The sequence below is a fragment of the Sphingobacterium tabacisoli genome, from assembly GCF_017908035.1.
Classification (GTDB): Bacteria; Bacteroidota; Bacteroidia; order Sphingobacteriales; family Sphingobacteriaceae; genus Sphingobacterium; species Sphingobacterium tabacisoli.
In genome coordinates this window covers 230179-253170 of sequence record NZ_JAEQMU010000002.1, presented here as the reverse complement: position 1 = coordinate 253170, position 22992 = coordinate 230179, and the positions used below count along the sequence as shown (strand labels likewise).

Genomic DNA, 22992 nt, shown 5'->3' with positions numbered 1-22992 from the left:
CCTATCCTTTTATTTGAGGAGAGCTTTAACTCTGGAGACCGTACTTTTAACCATTGATATTTTATAAACCCTGGAAAAAGACGACAATAGCTTACTTACTTCTGAAAAGGCTTTCAGTTCTTTAGGTAATTTTCTATAGTACTCCCACCAAAGGTCAAACATCACCGAAAAACTATTCCAGGGTTTTGGACCCGTATAATGAACTGTTCCACAAACTTTCACGTCATCCCAATCTTTTTCCGAATAATATCTCACAAAGTCACCTTTATAGTCCTCAATGAAGAATGTTCGAATACTGTTATAAACAGGGGCAAGTGGCAGAAACTTATCATTACATAATTGATTTAACACATCTTGGTCAGGAAATTGAAACTGATCATTTTTTGCATACTTTAAAAATTTACTAACCATATCATCTTCACGTAGCTTAGTCAAGTTCATCATTAAAAACCCTGAATTAAAGTATTTACCCGGCTCGCAACCTATCCCTTTAATATATTCCTCTTGAAAGTCTAGTGTCGCCTCATATACTCCTGCCAAATAATGATCTGATAAATCTACTTCTCGATATAGCTTAGCTATATTCTGTCTAATTATCATATCGCTATCTACATAAATCACCCGCTCTAACTCTGGCAACAAATCCGGAATCAACAATCGATAGGAGGCTGCTATTGTAAACTTTTCATCCACATAAATATCAAGGTCCATATCGGACATAATCAAAAACTCAAAGTTGATCCTTTCTGGTGCTAACAGTTGAAGTGCAGATTTTTCACCAACCGTTAGATCTTCCGTCAACAATAGAATAATATCGAAACAGTCCTTTTCATCCGAACTAGCCAACATAGATACTATGCAAACAGATGTAGGTATTAAATAAGATGGCGTTAATGCCATGACAATAGGAACTCTATCTACCATATTCGTTATTACTTTTTTACTCGCACCGTTGTTTCTCCAAAGCGTCCTTTCAAAAACAACCAAAACTGTAAGAAAAACAAAGAATTAAACTCAGACATGTAAGCAATAACCTTGTGTCGAAATCTTAATTCTTTAGTCTTAAAAACTTTCCTATTTACTTCTGGTAACATTATTCTCCAATTTTTAAGATCTACAATGCTAGTAGAAAGAAGTAATCTTCTTTTGGACCTAATCTTAAAATCGTTCATATCTTCTTCAGATATATAATTTATCCCTACACTTTTAATAAATTCATCAATGAGTTGAGCGTTACCAATTTCCTCATAAAATCTTTTATCACTAGAATCCTTTACGATAGAGATCTCATTGTACTGTACATAATGGTATAAAAAACTGTCCAAGTAACTTATTCGAGTAGCATAGTGGAGATATTTTAATACCACCAAACGATCCTCCCCCAAGCACAGTCCTTCAATAAATCGGATTTCATATTTCGTAAACACCTCAGATCTAAACAATTTATTCCACAACATCCCTTGCACATTGGCTTTAATCATTTCACCAATATATACTGATGACTTATTGGGCACTTTATTGGTTACTTTTACAGATGAGTCTTCATATTCTAGATAGAAATCACACCAAACCATGTCTACTCCCTCTTCTTTGGTTTTTGCAAGCATTTGCTCATACATATCTCTTTCTATCCAATCATCCGCATCCACCCAACCAGTATATTCCCCTGACACATGATCTAATCCGGTATTACGTGCTGCAGCTGAACCTCTATTCTTTGCATGATTAACAATCAAAATGTCTTCTTTACGAAAAGGATACTGTGCGATCACGTCATTCAACTTCAATAAGCTATTATCCGTACTACTATCATTCACAAAAATGAATTGTATTCGCTCGAGGCTTTGTTGGAACAAACTATGTGCACATCTCACTATATAGTTTTCTACGTTATAGAACGGAATAATGATACTTACATCAAACTGCTTCATACGATTCGTTCTCTTGAAGTTTTAACATTATCACTTCATATTTTTCTTTCAACACAAATGGAGCTGCTTTAAGTAGTCCCAATTGTATATCCTCTAACGTGCAGTTTATAAGCGCTTGGTGCATATTCTCTTCGAATAGCTTTTTCCAATTCTCGGTAGAGGCTAAAATTTCTTCTAGATTTTCAAACCCATCATAGAAAGAGATTCCTACTGAACTAAAATAATCGTCGAATTTAAACCCATCCGTATGTATATAACCTTTCTTTATCCATAAAGCTGGGATGCCGTATGCATGGGCCACTATTATCCCATGTAAAGACGTGGATAGTATATATTTGCTCGCTGTAATCTGTTTCGTTACCCCTACAATATCCCTTGATCTTGGATCTATAATATTGTAAACATTTCCAAATCGTTGCTTAAAATCATCGGCCTCTGTCCAATGTGGTATTATACTTACATCATACGCCTTTCTATATGCCGGCTCTAACCACAAAGGCAACAGTAGAGCTGGATCTCCAAAAGTTTCTGTAGATTGAAACCCAGACGCTTTTAATTTAGCAGCAGTTCTAGGTCCCCGAACAGCAAAAATCTGCCCCCCATTAAACTCTTCAAATTCATTCATAAACCCGGATCCCCAAACATTCTCACCACCACCACCCCAGCTAAGAACAGACCCAATGCCCAACATAGACTCCTGCCAAGGCAATAGGATGCGACGTGTTCTTTTCGTTGACAAAGTCAAGACATCTTTTGCTACGGATTTCAACGCTTTCAGTAGATTAAACGGCTTACCACATAAACGAACCTTAGCTCCACTTAGTTCTTCAATTAGAGCCTGGCTCAACACATCTCCATAGTTATCACCTTCCCAATACAATAAGTTAATCTTCTTCATAATCTCTACTCAATAACATATTTAATAATTGTAATAACTCGCTTTTTATTTTTCACACTTGCTTGTGCATCGCACCAATAGAGATCAACGAAACGTTGTCATAGGGATAATCTATTCCTAAAAAAAACAAGTGCATATTTTCTTTCTATTTGCTTCAATCCAATAAAAAAAACTATAAAAAATCCCCATAAGAGAGAGAACACAAAAAAAATAATGGTGCTCGAATTTGGAAATAATGATTTCCAGAAATAAGGAAATAATGCTCCGAAAATTGCCACAACTAAGCAGGGGCTGACTACTTTATTTAAATAACTGTTTATAGAAAGTGAAACCATTCCACTAATCAGTACAACACGAACCACATGCCCTAAAAGTGTAATTACCAAATGAACCATAAAAACGGATTCGGGAGGATAGCCCAGCGCTAAAAAACAGTAACTAAAAGGAACTACCAACAACAATAAACCACCTAAAATCGATTGATATTTCTTTATCTTACCTGTTGCCTTTGCCGCAAATATCAATGGGTTTGCAAGGCATTCGATTAAAGAGATAACAATCATAATACGTAAAAAACTTGCTGTATGTTCAGGAACTTGCTTAAGCCACCAGTTAAGAACTTCGTCTAATTCTAAGAATATAGGTATTACGACTATTAGCATAACGTAAAACGAATACCTGGAACTCGCATATATCAACCTATGCATTTCTTCCAATTCCTTAGCCGCATACCGCTTGATTATCTGGGGATTTAATGCAGTCTGAAAACCTCCAACAAATCGCGCCAAAACAGATTGTACCTGTACAGCGATCCCTCTAGCAGCATTGACTCCCGCTCCAAAAAAAACGTTTAAAAGAATATTAACCCCTTGAGTCATCATCAACACAGCAGAATCCCCAAATAAGCTCCAACCGGCAAAAGAAGACATCTCTTTCATCAGCCCTTTATCCAAACTTAGCCTACCTCTGGTCTCTACAAAATGTCTCCGGCAGTAGACTATGTAAGAAAACTGCATTATAAAATGCAATCCGAGTAACATAAACGCATAAACGACCAACTTGTCTCCTGCTACAGAAGGAAGTATTATCACAATACCTAGCTTAGCCAGTAAATCCACCATCGAGAAATAAACATATATGCTCATTTTTTCATGGGCTATAATAGTAGCCTGAAATGGGACCATCACTACCGTAAGACAAGTACTTAAAACACTTGCATAAAAAACCAGTTCTGCAGCATACATTCTTCCCATATCTATCTGCATCTTCGTCTTCATAAACCATAGACCGATTGGAACAGCCAACACTGCAATAATTAAGGCAATTCCTAAATGAATAAACATCGTTACTCCAAACACCTGCTTAAGTCGCTCTTTGTCATGAGTTCCCAATTCATAGGTCAAAAAACGACTTGACGAGGATGACATTGCTGAATTCAGTATCGTAAACATAGCTACCACTCCCCCAACAACATTATAGAGTCCAAAATCATCTATTCCCAACACATCCAGCACCACACGCGAGGTATAAAACCCCACGAGCATTCCAAAAAACATCTGTAAATACAGTGCTAGAGAATTTTTTGCTATTTTTTTATCTTCAGCTTTCAACATTATCCTTCTTTCACGACAAACTCCGCTACCAAAGTCCGCTTCAGTCCTTCTTCCATAGTAAAAGGTGCAACAAAGCCAGACGCTCCAACTTTTGTTGCATCATACTTCGTCACTGCGCAGAACTTCCGCACACGAACCGAACTAACGGCAAATTTTTTACGCGTTACAAATGCAAGGATATCAAAGGCATAGCCTCCCAACATGCCGACCCAATATGGGATACGCACGTTTGAAATCGGTTTATTTAATACCTTCCCTGTGTTGTAAACAATATCATTGGTAGTAAAATCAGGTTTGTCCACATAATTATAAACACTGTACCCTTTAAAATTGTTTTCTATTAGGAAAAAAATAAATGCGACAACATTACCGACATACGACATCGATTTTTGATTTTGCCCTTTACCGATCATCATGAAACGGGAAGAAGCGATCTGGTTTAGTAGGTTAAACACATTTCCCCGGTTTCCCTCTCCAAAAACAACAGTCGGCCGTATGATACTAATATTCCAATCTCCGTGTTGTTTAAACCAATCCTGCATCAGCAATTCTGCTTCCCACTTACTTTTACCATAATGGTTAAAAGGGTCTGCAGGAAAAAACTCATCAGGATTGTCTTTATCCAGCCCATAGATCGCCACCGAACTCGTAAACACCAGGCGCTTTATGGCATTTTGATCCATAGCGTACAGTACATTACGCATCCCCTCTACATTCACATCATAATACAGCGAGATAGGCTGTACATTATCCTGATGTTCGGCGGCCAGTAACACTACCACGTCGACCCCTTTCAGCTCTTTCGCCATCGCCTCTCTATCCAGCACATCCGCTATCCGGGTTATCCCGGTAAAAGCCGTACTCTGTCTTTTGTCTACATTTAATACCTCGTAGTCTTTCATGCCTTTCAGCAATCGAATTACATTTGTACCAATAAACCCTGAACCTCCAATTATTGCTATCTTCATCTAGTTTCTTTTATATCTGCTTTCAATACTACAACTTCACTTTTTTCTGCAAAACGGCTTTTTTCTACCTGTTCAAACACGAAATAAAAGCCTCCCCACGTCAGTACATTCAATATCAAAATCAGATTATTATCCATCACCTGAACCGCTAATAGATTGAATATGATATAGAATAGGTTAATAGCAAACATAAATAACATGACCCCTTTGCGCGGTAAGCCCAGGCGCAATAAAAGATGATGTAAGTGGTTCTGATCTGCAGAATAGAGGGGCTTACCGCTCCTCCAACGCACAAACATCACCCGGCCAACATCCAGAACCGGCAATAGCAGGATAGAATAAGCAACCGCTATAGAATTTGTAGAAAATGGCTTTATAAAGGAATTATTCATCACATAGCTTATCGCCAGAAAACCCAAAGCATATCCCAGCGTCGTACTGCCGATATCGCCCATAAATATTCTCCTTCCCTTACGTCCTACTCCAAATACATTATAATAGAAAAATGGAGCAACAGCCCCCGTAGTGATAAATGCAAAAAGAGCATGCACATACGCTCCTGAAAAATAGAACAACAGGCCAAAGGCCAGACAGCCTATCGTAACCAATCCGGCACATAGTCCATCCAATCCGTCCATTAGATTGATTGCATTGATCACTAGTACGACCACAAATACAGTGAGTGGCATACCGATCCATGGCGATATACCGTGTACGGAAAACAGACCATAAAAATCATTGATCCATAGCCCCGACAGTGGAAAAAAACAGGCTACGAGTACTTGAAAGAAAAACTTCCATTTGAAACTGATCCCTATTAGGTCATCCCCTAGTCCCACAATATAAAGCACCAATAATCCACAGAATAACAATGCAAAATGTGACATCAAAGCCCAGGATTGCACAGCCCAGCCTCCAATACCAAATTTAAATATCAGCACCGCCGTCAATGCAAACAGACAACACTGTATCGGCACAAATGATATCCCTCCTAGACGGGGAATAACACAGGTATGCAGCTTCCTCTCGTCCACAGGATCGAACAAACGCTTGCGGTAAGCGACCAATAAAATCCTGGGAATAAGCAGCGCCCCCAGAGCAACTGCCAACAAAGCAGGAATAAATACAAGTAAAATACCGGTAATCACCATAACAACCTCCATTTCATCATAAAAAACTCTATCTTGTTTTAAGATAAACTACCGATATAGCCTACCAGACGCTCCATATCAGCGTCTTTCAAAAGCACCTTATTGTCCTCATCGATCAGATAAAAAGTTGGGAATGCTTTCAAGTCATATAGACCATTACGTATAATTTCGTCTTCCTTATTATACCCATTAATCCACTCTGCAGGCAGCTCGGCTTCATAACTGAGCCAATCACTCTCGCGACCTGTGGCACACACTGTAAGGAGTGTCATCTTGCTTTTCTTGGTACGCTGTACCAGTCGATGTATCGCCTTCAGATCAGGCATTGTCGATTTACAGGCCTTACATAGAGGAGCATAGAAAAACACCAGTTTATAGGCCCCCTGCAGACTATGCAGATCTCCTTTTTCGCCTGTCGAACGCTGAAAACTAAAGTTATTCGCCTCTACACCGGGCAGGTTCTGCTGTACCAGTGCCAGTTGCGCTTTATATTTCGTACGATCCGCTTCACTCGACATATCTGACGAGATCAGATAATCAAGCACTACACTATAATACGTATCGTTTCTTAATGTAGACTTTGGATCGTAAAGCCGTTCATAGAATTTGTCCTTAAAAAACTGAAATGCAAGTGGTGTCTCTTTTGCTGCATCCATTGTATGAATAAGCGCTTTGGCAGCTTCTTCGGAAGAAACATCATCCAGCGATAGAATAAAATCTACCAAGATTTTATCCAGGCTAAATTCATTCTTCCGGATATCGATTTTAGTAAAATCAAAGCGATCCCAGAATGTCATCGGATCAGTCTGCCTATGCGATGTACAGGATAATAGCAGCATTCCCCAAAATGCCGCTATTAACAGCCCATACTTAGATAAAAACATGAATTTATGACATAGTTTTACTATCATGCTTTACTTCTTAACAGTTATAAAAATTGTTTTTCATAGGTAGACGGGTGATAGCATAGCTGCCATCTGTCCGTTTTTTTGCATCAAATAGATGCGGAAACACGAGCGGTCTAAAACCGTTCTTATTTAGACCGCTCGTGTTTTATATGATTAAGTTCTTTAATCTGCGATTGTCAATACCGCTCTGCTCAGCTTAGGATCGTTATAGTACATATTTCCGACACCGCCCTTATAATCAATGCGGAGCTGTTTGTCCGACACTCCAAACTCGCTGGTCAGACATTGGTATACCGCATCTGCACGCTTTTTCGAAAGACGCATATTGATATCATTATTTCCTGTTGCCTGATCGGCATACCCCGTAATATTGTACACCACCTCTTTTGCTCCTGAGTTGATTACTTTAGCCAGGAAACCAAGGTTTACACGCACCTCATTACTTAGTTTGCTGCTGTTGATCGGGAATGTGATCAACAATGGCGCTGCGATTATCTTATTCTCCACCACAATCTCGGTCATACTCTGATTTTTAGCATTAGCCAATTGCGCTCTCAAAGCATCATTATCTTTCGACAAAGCCGACACCTGATCTCTCAATTTGATCAGTAGTGCGTCATCATAGTTTTCTCTGATGACCATCGTTTCTGACTTATCCCAATTATTTTTACCGAATTTATAAGAGAGCCCCAATAACGTCGCCATGGAGCCTTCTTTCTTTCTACCTCCCAGTTCACCATCAAAAGCATCGTCAAATAGCGTTCCCTGTACTTCGAAAGTCAAATCTACAGCTCTACTCAACCTAAATCTATTCAAGAAGCCCCCTGTACCGGTTACCTCTGTTCTTTTCGGTTTGTCCGTAATACCTGAGAAGCCCAATCCTACATAAGGAATCAGGGAATACACGCGCTCTTCGCGGAAGCCCCCGATTAGGTTCATCAGGTCAAATAGTACATCACCGCGGAACTGGTAGTAAGAAAATTTCTGTTTCTCCAACCGTTGGCTGGCATCGTATACCTCCCCCGTACTGTAACTATGGTTTTGTGTAACTCCTTTTACCTGCCCATAATACCCTAATAGACGGGCACCAAATCCAGGCGTGAACCATTTACCGCCATACAGCGAAAATACAGGACCAATACGTTCCCCAAATTTCATTTGCTTATTGTGGTCTCCAAAGTAAATCTCCCCTCCGCCCGAGGCTCCCATAAACCAGTTGGACCAAAAGGAATTAGTCATCACACGAAACTTGTTATCATCAGCGATAACTACCGTATCCCGCTTGACCTGATGAGAAGAGGATGCTTGTGAATAAGCATTGGCACTAAATAAGCACCATGTAATAAGCAGGAAAAAATATTTCCTCAAAGAGATGTTTTGCATAATGGTCTTTTTTTATTGTGCCCGAAATCCAGACACAACTTTTTAATTTCATAAGTAAATCTAAACCTGTCTTAGTCAACATATGTGGTATATCTATTAACCTCAGCAAAGACAGGTACTAGTATGCACAAAGTTTACAATTAACAGCCAAAACGCCCAAAAAATCAGATACTCAGATATACTCAAATAAAGAAAGGAGAGAAAAAACGATCTATCAATTAGGCCTATATCCTATCAAAAACGCACAAAAAAACACGTTATTAACAATGTAAGCATCGATATACCCCCCATCCCACAAGTTGAAGATTGATCAAGAAAAAAATAAAACGAATTACATTTTTAGTGAAGTTTTTGTAAAGAACATACCGATATGAGTATATAATCGTTCATAAAAAAGGATAACAACACCTCATCGAGTAAGTTAAAATAACAACAAAAACAACATATCCTTGTAGGTAAAAAAATAACGTTCAAACATATATGTTAACACAGCTAATCCCTATCAGAATAAGAGAACCTGATCCTTATATACCATCGAACAAAAAGCAATTATCTATATTCTATCTTTGCCTATTGCTTATTGATCATTAACAAATGACAACTATACTGACGAAAGCTTTTAAGCAAACCACACACTTCAAAAACTTTCTATTTCATAATCAGTCACTTTGAAAAAAACCTTTATTTTTCTTTGCTATTTTAAGGATTAGCTCTATATTTGCATCGTCAACAATAAAACAACAGCTTGCCCAGCTGGCGGAATTGGTAGACGCGTTGGTCTCAAACACCAATATCTTCGGATGTGCCGGTTCGACTCCGGCGCTGGGTACTAAAAGCGATTCATCACTGAATCGCTTTTTTTTGTTAATCACTTCTTTTCAGTCTAAACTAAGTCCAACTACTGATGTAGTCTTTCACATGTTTTATATCCGTATCTTTCAACAATACGCGATTGTCTTCATCAATAAGATAGAACGTCGGAAATGCTTTTAAATCATACAGATTATTGCGGATGATTTCTTCCTCCTTATTATATCCGTTTATCCAGCTTCGTGGGAACTCAGCTTCGTAACCACGCCAATCGCTCTCCTCTCCTACAGCGCACACCGTCAAAATTTTTACTTTTTTTTTCCTTGAGCGCTTTAAAACTCTGTTCATAAGTTCTAATTTGGACAGCATGTTCCTACAGGTATTACAATATGGGTCATAGAAAACAATGATTTTGCATGTATTCTTAAGGCTATATAAGTCACGTTCTAATCCCGTAGATTGTAGATAAGTAAAATTATTGGCTTTCTTTCCCTTCTGATTTTGTACGACAAGCTCTAAACGATTTTTATACCTTACTTTATCGGTGAGATTTATGCCATTTGACGACACTATGTATTTAAGAACTTCTTCATAATACAAATCGTTTCGCAAAACCGAGTTTGGGCTGTAAAGGTGATAATCAAACTGCTTTATAAAATATTGAAAAGTAAAAGGGTTTTCCTTACCCTTAGTCATTGCTCTATATATTGCTTTATTCACATCCCTTGGTGGCGCTTCATCCAATAAGATTATAAAATCTACCAATAAACTATCCAGTAATTCTTTTTGCGCACCGGTATCTTTAAGAGAGAAATCCACGTCATCCCAAAAATTAAGAGCAGCAGATCCCTCTCTTTTGTGACAGGACAAAAGCATACTTCCCATCACCACGAAGAGCAACACATACTGAAAAAAGGAAATAAATCTGTAGTATTTTTGTTTAACCATACTCTTTGAATTTCTGAAGACAAATAACGTCTCGTTAGAATAAAGAAGAAGCTCTTACCCAACTAGTCATGACAAAAATCTCCCAAAGCCCCTTTCAGTACAAGTAGAAATTTAGATAATCAACGATCACAGACGTCTCACGCACCTAATACTCATCAATTCACCCGCTGCCGGAGCCTTGTTTCCTCCCCAAATAATACTAGGAGAACTAGAAGTGTTTCCTGTAAACTCATAGCTATAGAAATCTTGCTTAGCATAAGTAGATCCATCTTTAGTCCAATATCCAGACTTAATCGTTTTCTTTACTCCGTTCGCAATATTATACCCGCTAGACAATCCATTGTCATTATGCCCAGCCATTGGTATAGTAAATTTCTGGGCATGCAAAGGATAGCCAGTATTGATCACCGTATTTGCATCATGATATTGTAGGGCCAAATATCCGTTGCCCCTACCGGTAGGTGCTACATTAGAAACTGTATTGGCCTCATAAATTCTACTACCGGTCCAAGTAGGATTAGTCACATAGGCAGAAAGCGTTTCAAATTCAGCTTTGGTAGGCATCCGCCAGGTATTTGCTGGAAATACTTTCGCACAGCGATCTGTATCTAACTTATTTGCTCCATAGTAATAATTTCCGTTTCCGGCCTCACCTATACCTGTGCCTCCGTCCAGATTATTCATAGGGTCAGCCATAAAGTAATGCCCGTACCCGCCAATATTTCCATCATAGGCTTTATAGTTGCTCCTCGCCCACTTGACCCCTGCCACTATTACTGGCGATTCAATAAGCTTTACCGTTACCTTATATGTACCGCCTTGCTGAAAGGTAAATGCAACATTATTAATAGAGGATGTTGTAGAACTATAGGTGACATAGCTACTATTACTATTGTTATTATTTGCATTGTGAACAGCAGCGCCATCTCTTTTCAATATTTTAAACCCATCCATATTCAACTTAAGCGTATTAGCGGGAATACTTGTTGTATGATCTACGGTGTAGAGACTATATACTTTCAGCGTACTGGAAGGCGAACTAACCTCAATATCTCCTGCAGAAAACTCCGCGATATTACTGTATGTCCCATCGAAGATATTTAAGTCACCGTTCTTGAGCACACTATTGGTTCCAGTTAACACTTTGAGTTTCGGCACGCCATCTATTACACCAAATGCTCCCAAACTATTTATTTCTACATCAACACGGGTGTTATTTCTTCGGAGCGTAATGGATAGATTATTATCTCCAAATTGTGTGATGAAAGTGCCACTAGCCCACAGTACATCTTTATTCTGCAAATCGGCTTTTGCCACCACTCCAGCTACAATATTGGGCACTGTAGTGGTATTAATTGAGAAGGCATACCAATTATAACTTTTTCCTGCATCTATCTTAATAGGCACAGGCAACGTTCCTCCAGAAGTCAACACCGTATTCACTGCTGGAGCAGATGCATGATTTACATCTGTCGCATCGTATATCACCAACCTATATTGTATTCCATTCCCCATTGGCTTCTTTGCCGCATTTGCCCGCAATTTAAAATCATTGATCGAAGCCCTTTCGGTGTGGATCCCCTGTAGTAATACATTTTCTCTTTCAAAACTCACTAGGGCATCAAAATCATCATGCGAGACCATTTCCTCCTCAGCAATCAACGAAATCGACTCTATTTCCTTTTCCACATTACCTTTATTACCAACGGAGGCTAAAACCGGAATAGCCTTTTCATCAGGCAGGTACTCTACTATACCCACGATATTGACAATAAGGTTAGTTCCCTCATTGTCTCCTACATTATTTATTTCGCTTTTTGTCGAACATCCAGCAACGCCAGAACAAGCAACACAGAAAAGCAAATATTTGATTATTCCTTTATAAGAAGTATCCATTGTGTTTTTTTTAAGGGTTTAAAAATCTATTGTGCCATCACCTATTACACCTTTATCTTGCCAATCCTCAATATCTGGGATAGCATCTGCACCGCCAGCTCCTTTTATCTTTACTACAGCAGATTGGGCTGCGATAGCTTCCTCCAATTCAACTTTTTGAACATGGATTTGTGGAGCAATATACTTCTGTCGTTTGTTGAGATTTAACTTTTTATTTTCCATAATAACTCTAATAAGGGGGAGGGTAATTAATTTTTTAAACTAATGTAAAAACAGAATCAAGTTTTAAAACAAAAAATCTATACTCATATGTACTTAAAATTAAAAAATAAGATATTTTTTTTCAAAAATACAACACCCATACCTACTCAAACCTCAAGAGAATGTTTCATCAAATAAAAAACACATAATTATATTATAACACATTAGTACACATGAATAACAATAACTGTAAATCTCCCAGATATTATTATCGGGAGTATTAGAAATTTAGTCTACAAGCTATTTTCAATAGCATAGATTAATATACCACTACAGTATATCACAGATCTCTCATTATCAAAAAGCAATTAAAAAAGCGCACCTAAAACTGCAACAGAGCTGTTTGAGTATTTTTAAGTATATAAATAAGCGGCCAACAGAGTAGTAATAAAAAAAAATCTTCTTTAATTTATTCCTACATGCAGATTAAGCGTAATAGATTCTACCTCTCTAGCCGCTTTTACCGCATAAAAACTGAAAAACATTAATTTAAGTAAAAGCATCAGGTTCAATTCTGAAATCAAAAGATAGACACAGTGTATAATACACTTTATTTTTTAAAGAAAATCAACATAGCTACTATCATATCCTAGTAGCCTATTACAGATAAACTCAATACAGCACATTATTTCAAAGATATTATTATGGATAAAAAGAAGAAAGAATACCTCCCACCTTTATTTACTGTGACCAAGATAGAGTTAGAACATAGCATCGCAGCCTCATCGGCAACGATCAGCCCTGGAGGTGGAGGTAGTAACAATCAACCCTGGATAACGGAGGAAGATACAGAAGTAATAGAAAAAGACTGGGTATTTTAGCCCGATAAGCCATGAGAAAGACCGACTTAAACACAATGACAGTGGTTTCTAGGCTATTCCACACTACTATAATAACACTAGGCATTCTTACGCTTTCCTCCTGTTCTAAAGATGGACCAAAAGAAATCATACCTGATGGCTCCACCAAAATAAGTATCAGCATAGGCAGTATCACAGACGAAGACCTTGTGTCTTCTTCTGATGCAAAGATGATGTCCCTAGCTCCCAAAACAGCTACGGGCGAACAGATAACAAGCATTGAAACTGTCAAATTCAACGATATTGAGGTCGATATCACATCGGCCGAAGGGAAAGACCTTTCTTTTGGAGAGCATGCCAAACCGATCAGCTTTGAAAAGGTAAGAGCAAATCCACCGTCCAAACAAATGGCCAGTCGGGCAATCAATCCACTGGCTGCTGATATTCCGATGGAAATCGGTGTCAAATATTGGTTTGTGCTATACAACACCTCGACCCAAAAATTTGAACAATCACTACAATTGGTATCTGGCACCACCACAAAAATAGATATCGTTCGGAACCAAAACTACGAATGGTATGCCTATTCGTACGATGACACCGATGATATCACTGCTCTCGACCCAAACAACCCAAAGATACAGACCAAACCCAATCGTCCGTTCCTATATGCCAAAGGTGCAATCAAAGCTACGGCGACCGGAGACACCCCTTTATCCATCACCTTCAAACACCAATTGCAACAGTTAAAAATACGTGTAGATACACGTGGTCTATTCGGAAATGTAACGACCTTATTAGCCAAGTTCGCTAGTAGTACACCTGTAAAAACGAGGGCATTTGATATAAAAACGGGAACTTTTACAGGAGCATTGACCAACGTACCCATTGCAGACCTTGTATTTTCAAAGATAGAGAATGACTCCGAACGCCAGGTAGAAGCCCGTTATTATACAGCAGATCTTGCCCAGCGCAAATACATAATAGATCTAGAACAGTTGTCGGTCAAGCTTCTCAATAATGTGGTTGAAGATCTACCGGTAAGTAATATAGGACTTGACAAACGCACTTTTGAATTCAACACAGGTGGAGCAGGAAGGATACAATATGCCAAAGTAGACGTTTATAAAGTTTATCCTCGAAAAAAGATCCTCCATATTGAAGGAAGTAAAACTTACGGGTATGGAGCATCCGTCAAAGCATCGGGCAATTTTTTAAAAGATTCTCATAATTTTGGACCAACCAGCAAATACCTACGGATAGAGGGTTTTGATCATGATGAAATATATCCCGTTTTAGCCAATACATTAAGAGATAAACTAGCCAACCCCGCCAACTACCCAGACATTATAATTGCGGGTATGTTTACAGGTTTTAATGCCAATGACTATGCTGCCTTACAAACCTATATTAAACGAGGAGGAGTAGCCTTTTTGATGATAGAAAACCACCATAGTGCTATTCCCCAAACGTTCTTACGGGCACTGTTTAATGACAATAGCATTACCACCATTGAAAATGGCTTAGCTGGAGCTATCTATAAATTCAATGATGTAGAATCTGATATTTTAGCCTGGCCTTTTGATGATGTACGGGGCAAGTATTGGGGACAAGATGGATCACAGACCTTATATGTCCAAAACCTTCCCACAGACCAGGTCATTATCTATTCAGGATCTTCGGTAAATTATTTCCCTTTCACTACAGGTAATGCGGTTTCTATGTTCCGACATAAGACGCTTAACTTCTTCTATATTGGAGATACCGGATTCCTATCAAACGAACTTCAAAACGGAATCTATGTTAACTACACCATAGAGCCTTTCGCTACGAATCCGGATAATTTCCCTATAGCAAAGCCTAAATATGGCCACTATTCAGTAACTGGAGCCCTAGAACCGGGAAAACCTATTGAATCATGGCATGTGCATAATTCAGCCTTATTCGGCAATGCTTTTGCCGTAATGATCGCACAATCACATTACACACCTGTGGATAGATCTCCATTTTAACATAAACAATACGCGCCACAATACCATTTGCTCGAACAATATATAAATCAAGAAAAAAACAAAATATATTAAATTATAATATGACAAACATTTCCGGGGAATAAACATGCTTACAACAGACACATCAATAAAAAGACGAGTATCGAGGCTACTCTTCTTTTTTACAGTTATAATCGCAGGTACTTCTATATTTTCATCCTGCTCTAAAAAAACAGAAGAGGGAGCTGTAGGAGCCGAGGCTACGATCAGTATTACGGTAGGTGGCATCACGACAGAAGACGTGGCTACCCCCGGAGGCAAGACAAAGAGCATGTCTCTAGCCCCACAAACGATACATGGCGAAACGATCGCAAACCGTAGAGTTCTTAAAAATGGCAAGATGGAAATGAGCCTTATCGCAGCAGAAAGCTCCAATATTTCTTCTGCCGAAGATATAGATCTAGAAGCCCCCATCTATGATCTAGTCAAACAACCATCGCGGTACAAACAGATGAGCAGCGCCTCGTTGAATAGCCCAGCCCTATCGGCTGTAATCCCTGGTGTACGTAGAGCTATGGCTTCGGGAGTTAAATACTGGTTTGTGCTCAAAAACAGAAGCACCCAAGCCATCGAACAATCGGTACAGGTCGTCTCTGGGACTACTCTCAAACTAGATGTTGTAAAAGGTCAATATTACGATTGGTATGCCTATTCGTACGATAATACAGACAATATCCCCCCGCTCGATGCAAACAACCCAAAGGTACAAACCTACACCGACAAGCCCTTGCTCTATGCCTCAGGTGAAGCCCGAGTACAATCCTTTCAGACGGACATCAGCGTACAGATTGAGTTTAAACACCAGCTTAAGCTGCTTAAGATACATATCGACTCGCGGGGCATATTGGGAGATATCACTGATCATATAGCCGAGTTCGTGGACAATGACTATATCAAGACTGGTCTTTTCAACGTTATCGATGGCACTTTGGGCAGTCTAACTACAGTGCCTACTACCACATTAAGTATGGTGGAAGAAGTACAGGGCTCACATCAATTCTTAGTAGATCAATACTACACCGCAGATATCGTCCGAGATCGATACAAGTTTAAAGTATCTGAGCTAAAAATAAAATTACCTGATGGTACGCCTCAAGATCTACTCGCCAACTTCCCTAGTGGCCGCGAAGAGACCTTTATCTTTAGCGACGGTGGCAAAGGCAAAATACACTATGCCATGGTCGATATCTGGCGAAACATAACTAAAAAAAGGATCATGCAATTCGAGCCGAGCGAGGAATTTAGCCTTGCTGCAGGTCAAATCGACCGCCCTTCGGGGGCATTTTTCAAAGCGCCAATAAACTTTGGCCCTGGAGTAGAATGCCATATGCGTATTGAAGAAATGTCGCGCCACGTCATTATCCCCCCCTCCAGAAAAGGCGAAATTTACGACTACCTCGAGGGTGACCAATACAAATATGATCCCGATATCGTAATTGCTACTGGCTTTGCCAACTATGACTCTACCGATTATAAAGCACTCTATAAGCATCTACAACGAGGAGGAGGACTTTTATTGATGGCAAGTAAAGACAATGGCTCCTTAATTGAAAAACATATTTTGAAAAAAATATTTCCCAATTCGTCCAATCTCAGTACCAACTCGGTCAATGAACAACCTGGCGTTATCTTTAAACTAAATCAGGTCGATGTCAACATACAGACCTGGCCTTTTGGCGATGTGCGTAATCGATACTGGGGTACCCATGGTTATGAAACATTGTATCTTGAAAACCTATCTGCAGCAGATCTGAATGACATCGAGGTATACAGTTATGGCCCTGTTAATAAAAACAACCATCGCCTCACTAGTATATCCATGTTCCGTCACAAAAAACTAAACTTTTTTTATGTTGGCGACGAAGGCTTCCTAGCTAGCCGTATGACCAATTTATCTGCACAGGACAATAGCTCTGGTGAAAATCCGTTTACTGTTAATGCCGACCTTTTTCCAGTACCTAGACGGCTATATGGCCGGATACCAGAAAGTAGCGCTGTCGAATCGGGCAACCTTCATGGGTGGTCTGTACAAAACTCTATACTCTTTGGCAATATTATCTCTTGGCTGCTCATGCAGTCGGAGTATAATGGTTTAGAGCCTTAGTGTTTACAAGGCTCTAAACCCAATACAAATACGCCTGAGGCTTATCCCCTCAGGCGTTCTTTATTTCAGCAATCGCTACTACTTATTCCAGACTATCTCCGCCCTCGCTGCAACAGCCGAGACATGGCATAGCTTACCAATGTACCCAGCGCTGCCATGATTATGGTCTGGAGCATATCGCCCAGCGTAATCGAGGCCCAGATACTGCACAGTGTACCACCTAGGGTACCTGCACGGATTTCGTTTGTGTTCATTTTTTTTTAAAGTGATGATGGTTATGAAAGTTACGGAGGTTATGAAGGTACAGATTACCTATAGTGAGCTCGCAACCTCGGTTTACAAACTATGTCGTCATATCGACCGAAGCGGAGATATCTAGAAGCTATATAATTAACCCTATACAGTTTGTAGACCTTCCGATGTATCGGAACAGGTCCTCCACAAGGTCGAGGTGACGTTACTTTTTCTGTCACTAGACTTCCTTTGTGTTTGTTAAAAAACTTACCTCTCGCAGTGACGTACTAATACCACCTCCTTCATTCGATGACTACTTCACTTCTTCATCCCGAAGCGAGTTCGGGACAGGCTCCTCCTCACCTACAACCGCCTCCAACACCCCCAGCCCTATCGCGACGTACTTAATAATATTCAGTGCCTTTCCTGGCAACTTGATCGGAGCCAACAGTATCACCTGTACCGCCTGGCTTATTTTTCTGATTATTTTGTTCATTTTTTTATTTTAAGTTATGTAGGTTAGTCCCGACAAAGTCAGAGTTATGAAGGTTATGAAGTCAAAACCTTTACGATTTCACCCCTTAACCTTCTATTTCTATAACTTCTTAACTTCCTAACCTTATAACCTACTTTATAACTCCTTAACTTTATAACTCTATAACCTTGTAACCTCCCTCACTTAACAACCAAATACACCTCCTCGCCCATGTCCCACAGACCGTACACCAGTGCTTTTAGCTCGCTTAGGGCCTTTCTACTTTCTGTGCCTTTTCCCTCACCTGTCACTGCTGTGACTGGGGCTATACAACCTTGCAGATCCCTTTGCGCATCATTGGCCGCATGGATCAGGATAGCTTCACGTCCCAGCACAGCAGGTATTCCGATCTGGTCGCCGTGCTTCGTGTATTTCCGCTTTGCAAGCTTGTAGGTTCCCACTGGTATACAACTTAACCGTTGCAGATTATCCCGCCAAGGAAGCTCTATGGTATAGCAGATATGCTGTCCTTGGTAGGTCAATGTTCCATTCGTTCCGTTTGCTCCATATTTCCGTTGGAGCTGCAGATAATTTTTGTTCATATGTGTATCACTTGACTTTTATTTGCCATTAACTTGTCCCGATTAGTCGGGATGGAATACTCATTGGTGTTTGTGCTTCGCTGAACATGAGTATTTCATACGGCTATTATTTTTCCCATACATTATTCGGTAATGATCGGCCCAAGTGCATGGATCGTGCAAACTTTTTCTCCCTACGATCCGACACTACCAGATACACTTCCAGCACCTCCTGCTGCAGTTCGATAGGTATCGAGACCATTACAAGCCCTTCCTCACGCCTATTCAGCGCTGTATTTACGACTGCCGTACCCGAAGCCACATGATATACACATACTGTAATTAAGTCATCGCCATTGACAAACCTATTCTGTATATCAACATGCTTCACCTCGATATAGTCGGCATTTCGCAATACGTGCATGAGACTAATTGGAGCCAATGCCCCTTCACTCAACAATATAGCAGCAGGATTTATCTTAGGGTCAGTATCCCGATCCAGGATAGCGGCCTGCAGGGCATGGCCAAGTGCCAAGCTCAGCGCCAACGATTTCTTACGCTTCGCCTTTTCCCTAAATCCTTTCTTTATTATTCCTTGCAAAGGGCTTAGAAATGCTACCGCCAATTTAAAAGCTGTCCTAGCCCGCAGCTGCCCCGGAGTTCTGTTTTTTGTGTCCATAAATAATTGATTGATGATCCGTATCAGCAGATCTGTTTGAAAATCTGAAATCAGGGCAGGCCTGCAGTACCTGCCCTAAACTATTAGATGAGCTGCACTTCGCCTAGGTAAACACTTTTTGACAGCCTGGTTTTCATCCTGTTGGACAAGAACATCCAAGTATGTACCGATCCTGTCTGTAGGTGCTCTGGCAAACCGAAGGTCACCGTCCCATCCGCTCTTGTAGAGGATACCTGACTAGTCACAAACTCGTCCTGCCCGGCATGATAAGCTAAGACATATACGAGATCATCTGCAAATGTTTCCAGTAGTTCATTCGCTTCTGTACTCCAGACGTAGGTTAGCTCGCCCGTATCGTGACTCACCCCCACCGTGCCACCACCGTACAGCGTACCCGTAGAAATGCTGACCTTGGAATAGTCCAATTCGAAATCCGGGTACACACCCGATATCACATTTTCCAGGTTAAACTGAAATGCAGCATTAATTGGCGTCTGCCTGTCCATACCCTTCCTTCCGAATCCAATTTTGATCAAAAAATTGATGGGCAGTAAAAACCGCATCAGCAATTTAAATTTTTCCTGCTGGATCAGTTGCGCCTCCGTCAGGGGTTTGGTCCGCTTTTTATACAGCCCCTTGATGTAATTGATGCTCTTCCAGCTACTTCCGATTATGGAGCCTGCTTTACCCTTAAAGCCACCGTTTGCTCCGTTTACAATAGTTCCCATTTTTTAATGGATGTCATCACTGTTTCATTACCGGTAAATTGCGATCGACAGCACAAACATAATCCAACGACTATCCACATCAAATAGCTCCTGTAGGATTGAACGGCATATGAACGGAATCGTTCGGAAAATAGAACGGTATCTGACCGACACGCCAATCCAGCAGTACAATAAAGGCCATGCTTTACTTCAAATCAACTCCTATAATTATACTGCCTCTAGCCCATGTTTGAACCTAATACACAGCCGTTGTCACCGAGTTTTGATGCTGTAGAATCGATAGAAATCCGATGAAAACCCGATGAAAAACTCGTGATATATCGCAATTGGTCAGGAAAAGGGGCGAAAAAGAATGGCCTCTGCTAAAGAGGCCATGCCAATCGTTAAGATATAGACTACTCCATTAGGTAGCTATATCATCCAGAAGAAAGTAAGACTGTACCGATAAAAAAAGCACTGAATTTTAAGGACGAGGACCGCGATACCCGATGTAAAATCTTTCGACCTCACTATCCAGGTACCATCGTTTCTTCTTATCCTTTTTAGCCGGCCTGATCTCACCTATCCTTTCGGATCTGTAAAGAGTAGATGTAGAGATTCCGACGTATGCTTTCACATATTCGGCATCCCGGAGTGTTACATCCTGCGAGGTCACCTTTTTACGCTCCGGCAGATTGGCCTCCAGAAGTCGCTTTACCTCCAGGAGTTCTACAAAGATCAATTTCTGTACAAATGAACAGGACGGACAAGGCTTAAAGCCATTCAAGTACGATTTTTTACGCATACTACAATTGTTTAAGGGTTTAACGATTATCTTATATGCCCTGCGATTTTTTAATATTGCTCCAGCCCAATTTTGTTATTTCGAATGCCATATTATCTAATTCGGGAATGATCAGGCTGCTTTCCTGAATAATCTTGGCAAACCTAAAGTTTACGATCACATTCTTTCGTATACGTACCATATAAGAATGTGGCATATGACTTTCGACCTCTTTCAGCGTCTTTCTAGAGACCAGCACCTCCTCACGCGTATAAATAGTGATATAGTTATCATCAGCGGTCATGCATATAATATCTTTATACTCCAAAATCCGTGTTACCTTGCTATTCTTTATATAGAAAAAGTTGCGCTCGGGTTCAATATTAGCCTGGATCGTAATAGCAATATTCATCCGAGCCAAAGCCCTTACATAGGCGGTGTAGACATCTTTATAGCCTACTGGTTTTACCAGATAATCCGCTACATTCAGTCGGATACCATCCAGTGCAAACTCGGTATAGGTGGTCACCAGCACCAAGACAGGTCTTTGCTGTTCGGGCAACATATTGTAGAGCTCCAGACCCGTGATATCCGGCATTTTAATATCCAAAAACAAGACATCGGGTTTGTTTGTCATCAGGTATTTAGAAGCATCCACAGCCGATACAAAGGTTTTTATTTCCAACGAACCGTCTATCTTTAAGAGGTTTTTGTGCAACTCATCGGCATCTTTGTTTTGATCATCAACAATGACAAACTGAAATTTAGGCATAGGAATAAGTTTTAAAATGAAGTGTAACGATAAAATAACTGTCTTCTACAGCCTCATAGGATAGAAAGACATCGTCTGATTGGAAAGCGTCGAAAAGACGATCTACCAGTTGAAGGCCATTGCCCGTACCCTGCGAGAGCTTATCTCTACCGATATGATTTTTGATCTGCAACTGGGTACCATCGGGCAGCACCGTCCAAGAAAGGGTAATAGGCAGTTCAAGGCTATCCGGACTATATTCTATGGCATTCTCTATCCAGGTCATAATGGCCAGTGAGGGGACAGAACGGTTCCATATATCCGGTGTAATACAATCCGTACCCGTGATCACAAATCTCCGATCGGTACATATACCACACAAGATCTCCGCATACCTCCACTCCTCTTCCATGGCTACTCTGGTCTTACTCGAATACATCCTATTGGTGACATACTGAAAAAAATCTAATGACTTTACCGATAACCTCAACTGTTCTCGACGGGTCAGCTCATACAACCGTCTCAAAAAATGGCCCGACAGCAGGTGATTATGGTTTATTTCGTCCAACCGCCTTTCGAGGCGAGCGATCTCTCTTTTTACGCGGTATTTTTCCCAGTAATAATAATCGATGCCCATCCATGCTGCGATAGCCAGCGAAGCCTTAACAATCTTTTTTATTAGCGCCCATTCGTCCCCTGCCTCCCAAGCATAAAAAAACACAAGACCTTGACTGGGCAATAGCACATAATAGTAATACTTGACTGCCCAAAAGGTGGAAAGCAGCACGAGCAATGTCATCGATACCCGAATGAAGGGGATCCAATGCCACAGGTTGTGAAATAACACGAAATATAATATGCAATAAAAAACATGCGGTAGCACGAACAAGACAAATATGTAGAAGGGATAATTTATCAATACACCGACATTGAATAAATACAGCAGCGTAAGGATAATGAGCAAACCGATTGCCAGGCGTAAGTTTTTATTCTTTGCCACAAGCGATTGCGAAAGGCGTACATTCATAGGTTTAAAAGATGGTATCAACCCGCAATTTA

22 protein-coding genes and 1 tRNA gene are annotated in these 22992 nt (G+C 40.2%); 4 read left to right on the top strand and 19 right to left on the bottom strand.

The genetic code is table 11. The features are described from left to right. Positions 1-9 precede the first annotated feature (9 nt). The 8 genes from JKG64_RS12000 to JKG64_RS11965 all read right to left on the bottom strand — a co-directional run bounded on the left by JKG64_RS12000 (position 10) and on the right by JKG64_RS11965 (position 8852). The gene (locus JKG64_RS12000) at positions 10-924 is read right to left on the bottom strand and encodes a glycosyltransferase family 8 protein (protein ID WP_210354563.1); all 915 of its coding nucleotides are present in this window, start codon (positions 922-924) and stop codon (positions 10-12) included. Positions 925-932: 8 nt separating this feature from the next. Then, a complete protein-coding gene (locus JKG64_RS11995) occupies positions 933-1931 on the bottom strand; it encodes a glycosyltransferase family 2 protein (RefSeq protein ID WP_210354562.1) in 999 nt (332 codons plus the stop codon). Next, on the bottom strand, positions 1918-2829 hold the full coding sequence (locus JKG64_RS11990; RefSeq protein ID WP_210354561.1) for a polysaccharide pyruvyl transferase family protein: 912 nt from the start codon (positions 2827-2829) through the stop codon (positions 1918-1920). Before JKG64_RS11990 ends, JKG64_RS11995 begins: the two co-directional genes overlap by 14 nt. A 98-nt stretch (positions 2830-2927) precedes the next feature. Continuing rightward, complete coding sequence (locus JKG64_RS11985; RefSeq protein ID WP_210354560.1) at positions 2928-4442, bottom strand: MATE family efflux transporter; 1515 nt, start codon at positions 4440-4442, stop codon at positions 2928-2930. Further along, positions 4442-5410 carry an NAD-dependent epimerase/dehydratase family protein gene (locus tag JKG64_RS11980; protein WP_210354559.1) on the bottom strand — a complete coding sequence of 323 codons (969 nt, stop codon included), beginning with the start codon at positions 5408-5410 and terminating at the stop codon, positions 4442-4444. The genes JKG64_RS11985 and JKG64_RS11980 overlap by 1 nt, the downstream gene beginning before the upstream one ends. Continuing rightward, on the bottom strand, positions 5407-6573 hold the full coding sequence (locus tag JKG64_RS11975) for an MraY family glycosyltransferase (protein ID WP_210354558.1): 1167 nt from the start codon (positions 6571-6573) through the stop codon (positions 5407-5409). The genes JKG64_RS11980 and JKG64_RS11975 overlap by 4 nt, the downstream gene beginning before the upstream one ends. 26 nt (positions 6574-6599) lie before the next feature. Continuing rightward, positions 6600-7445 carry a DUF5106 domain-containing protein gene (locus tag JKG64_RS11970; protein ID WP_210354557.1) on the bottom strand — a complete coding sequence of 282 codons (846 nt, stop codon included), beginning with the start codon at positions 7443-7445 and terminating at the stop codon, positions 6600-6602. A gap of 186 nt (positions 7446-7631) precedes the next feature. Then, on the bottom strand, positions 7632-8852 hold the full coding sequence (locus JKG64_RS11965; protein WP_210354556.1) for an OmpA family protein: 1221 nt from the start codon (positions 8850-8852) through the stop codon (positions 7632-7634). A gap of 747 nt (positions 8853-9599) precedes the next feature. On the opposite strand from JKG64_RS11965, the gene JKG64_RS11960 reads away from it, so the two are divergent. Next, positions 9600-9681: transfer RNA gene (locus JKG64_RS11960), tRNA-Leu, on the top strand. A gap of 59 nt (positions 9682-9740) precedes the next feature. Here JKG64_RS11960 and JKG64_RS11955 read toward each other — a convergent pair. The 3 genes from JKG64_RS11955 to JKG64_RS11945 form a co-directional block, all read right to left on the bottom strand. Continuing rightward, a complete protein-coding gene (locus tag JKG64_RS11955; RefSeq protein ID WP_210354555.1) occupies positions 9741-10610 on the bottom strand; it encodes a DUF5106 domain-containing protein in 870 nt (289 codons plus the stop codon). Between the two features lie 126 nt (positions 10611-10736). Beyond that, positions 10737-12506, bottom strand: coding sequence for a fibrobacter succinogenes major paralogous domain-containing protein (locus JKG64_RS11950; protein WP_210354554.1), 1770 nt, complete (start codon positions 12504-12506; stop codon positions 10737-10739). Positions 12507-12524: 18 nt separating this feature from the next. Further along, positions 12525-12728 carry a hypothetical protein gene (locus JKG64_RS11945; RefSeq protein WP_210354553.1) on the bottom strand — a complete coding sequence of 68 codons (204 nt, stop codon included), beginning with the start codon at positions 12726-12728 and terminating at the stop codon, positions 12525-12527. A 683-nt stretch (positions 12729-13411) separates the two neighbouring features. On the opposite strand from JKG64_RS11945, the gene JKG64_RS11940 reads away from it, so the two are divergent. The 3 genes from JKG64_RS11940 to JKG64_RS11930 all read left to right on the top strand — a co-directional run bounded on the left by JKG64_RS11940 (position 13412) and on the right by JKG64_RS11930 (position 17722). Next, the gene (locus tag JKG64_RS11940; protein ID WP_246512580.1) at positions 13412-13588 is read left to right on the top strand and encodes a hypothetical protein; all 177 of its coding nucleotides are present in this window, start codon (positions 13412-13414) and stop codon (positions 13586-13588) included. Between the two features lie 11 nt (positions 13589-13599). Continuing rightward, positions 13600-15579: a hypothetical protein gene (locus JKG64_RS11935; protein WP_210354552.1), complete on the top strand. Its 1980-nt coding sequence runs from the start codon at positions 13600-13602 to the stop codon at positions 15577-15579. 106 nt (positions 15580-15685) lie between these two features. After that, the gene (locus tag JKG64_RS11930) at positions 15686-17722 is read left to right on the top strand and encodes a hypothetical protein (protein ID WP_210354550.1); all 2037 of its coding nucleotides are present in this window, start codon (positions 15686-15688) and stop codon (positions 17720-17722) included. Positions 17723-17814: 92 nt separating this feature from the next. Here JKG64_RS11930 and JKG64_RS11925 read toward each other — a convergent pair whose 3' ends face one another. From JKG64_RS11925 to JKG64_RS11890, 8 genes are all read right to left on the bottom strand, one after another. Beyond that, on the bottom strand, positions 17815-17976 hold the full coding sequence (locus JKG64_RS11925) for a hypothetical protein (protein WP_210354548.1): 162 nt from the start codon (positions 17974-17976) through the stop codon (positions 17815-17817). A 293-nt stretch (positions 17977-18269) separates the two neighbouring features. Continuing rightward, positions 18270-18452, bottom strand: a complete 183-nt coding sequence (locus tag JKG64_RS11920) for a hypothetical protein (RefSeq protein WP_210354547.1) — start codon at positions 18450-18452, stop codon at positions 18270-18272. A 179-nt stretch (positions 18453-18631) separates the two neighbouring features. Further along, positions 18632-19033 carry a DUF5675 family protein gene (locus JKG64_RS11915; protein WP_210354545.1) on the bottom strand — a complete coding sequence of 134 codons (402 nt, stop codon included), beginning with the start codon at positions 19031-19033 and terminating at the stop codon, positions 18632-18634. A 106-nt stretch (positions 19034-19139) separates the two neighbouring features. Next, the gene (locus JKG64_RS11910; protein ID WP_210354544.1) at positions 19140-19691 is read right to left on the bottom strand and encodes a DUF6266 family protein; all 552 of its coding nucleotides are present in this window, start codon (positions 19689-19691) and stop codon (positions 19140-19142) included. A gap of 83 nt (positions 19692-19774) precedes the next feature. Further along, entirely contained in the window at positions 19775-20419 is a 645-nt protein-coding gene (locus JKG64_RS11905; RefSeq protein ID WP_210354542.1) for a DUF6266 family protein, read from the bottom strand. Positions 20420-20882: 463 nt separating this feature from the next. Beyond that, entirely contained in the window at positions 20883-21203 is a 321-nt protein-coding gene (locus JKG64_RS11900; protein WP_210354540.1) for a hypothetical protein, read from the bottom strand. Positions 21204-21234: 31 nt separating this feature from the next. After that, a complete protein-coding gene (locus JKG64_RS11895) occupies positions 21235-21954 on the bottom strand; it encodes a LytR/AlgR family response regulator transcription factor (protein WP_210354538.1) in 720 nt (239 codons plus the stop codon). Then, a complete protein-coding gene (locus JKG64_RS11890; RefSeq protein WP_210354536.1) occupies positions 21947-22960 on the bottom strand; it encodes a hypothetical protein in 1014 nt (337 codons plus the stop codon). Before JKG64_RS11890 ends, JKG64_RS11895 begins: the two co-directional genes overlap by 8 nt. Positions 22961-22992 lie beyond the last annotated feature (32 nt).

Coding starts and splice junctions, on each gene's coding strand:
- JKG64_RS11925 (WP_210354548.1), bottom strand. CDS start 17,976: ATGAACACAAACGAAATCCGTGCAGGTACCCTAGGTGGTACACTGTGC.
- JKG64_RS11930 (WP_210354550.1), top strand. CDS start 15,686: ATGCTTACAACAGACACATCAATAAAAAGACGAGTATCGAGGCTACTC.
- JKG64_RS11895 (WP_210354538.1), bottom strand. CDS start 21,954: ATGCCTAAATTTCAGTTTGTCATTGTTGATGATCAAAACAAAGATGCC.
- JKG64_RS11980 (WP_210354559.1), bottom strand. CDS start 5,410: ATGAAGATAGCAATAATTGGAGGTTCAGGGTTTATTGGTACAAATGTA.
- JKG64_RS11915 (WP_210354545.1), bottom strand. CDS start 19,033: ATGAACAAAAATTATCTGCAGCTCCAACGGAAATATGGAGCAAACGGA.
- JKG64_RS11910 (WP_210354544.1), bottom strand. CDS start 19,691: ATGGACACAAAAAACAGAACTCCGGGGCAGCTGCGGGCTAGGACAGCT.
- JKG64_RS11955 (WP_210354555.1), bottom strand. CDS start 10,610: ATGGTTAAACAAAAATACTACAGATTTATTTCCTTTTTTCAGTATGTG.
- JKG64_RS11935 (WP_210354552.1), top strand. CDS start 13,600: ATGAGAAAGACCGACTTAAACACAATGACAGTGGTTTCTAGGCTATTC.
- JKG64_RS11905 (WP_210354542.1), bottom strand. CDS start 20,419: ATGGGAACTATTGTAAACGGAGCAAACGGTGGCTTTAAGGGTAAAGCA.
- JKG64_RS11920 (WP_210354547.1), bottom strand. CDS start 18,452: ATGAACAAAATAATCAGAAAAATAAGCCAGGCGGTACAGGTGATACTG.
- JKG64_RS11900 (WP_210354540.1), bottom strand. CDS start 21,203: ATGCGTAAAAAATCGTACTTGAATGGCTTTAAGCCTTGTCCGTCCTGT.
- JKG64_RS11950 (WP_210354554.1), bottom strand. CDS start 12,506: ATGGATACTTCTTATAAAGGAATAATCAAATATTTGCTTTTCTGTGTT.
- JKG64_RS11965 (WP_210354556.1), bottom strand. CDS start 8,852: ATGCAAAACATCTCTTTGAGGAAATATTTTTTCCTGCTTATTACATGG.
- JKG64_RS11890 (WP_210354536.1), bottom strand. CDS start 22,960: ATGAATGTACGCCTTTCGCAATCGCTTGTGGCAAAGAATAAAAACTTA.
- JKG64_RS11970 (WP_210354557.1), bottom strand. CDS start 7,445: ATGTTTTTATCTAAGTATGGGCTGTTAATAGCGGCATTTTGGGGAATG.
- JKG64_RS11940 (WP_246512580.1), top strand. CDS start 13,412: ATGGATAAAAAGAAGAAAGAATACCTCCCACCTTTATTTACTGTGACC.
- JKG64_RS12000 (WP_210354563.1), bottom strand. CDS start 924: ATGGTAGATAGAGTTCCTATTGTCATGGCATTAACGCCATCTTATTTA.
- JKG64_RS11975 (WP_210354558.1), bottom strand. CDS start 6,573: ATGGAGGTTGTTATGGTGATTACCGGTATTTTACTTGTATTTATTCCT.
- JKG64_RS11995 (WP_210354562.1), bottom strand. CDS start 1,931: ATGAAGCAGTTTGATGTAAGTATCATTATTCCGTTCTATAACGTAGAA.
- JKG64_RS11945 (WP_210354553.1), bottom strand. CDS start 12,728: ATGGAAAATAAAAAGTTAAATCTCAACAAACGACAGAAGTATATTGCT.
- JKG64_RS11985 (WP_210354560.1), bottom strand. CDS start 4,442: ATGTTGAAAGCTGAAGATAAAAAAATAGCAAAAAATTCTCTAGCACTG.
- JKG64_RS11990 (WP_210354561.1), bottom strand. CDS start 2,829: ATGAAGAAGATTAACTTATTGTATTGGGAAGGTGATAACTATGGAGAT.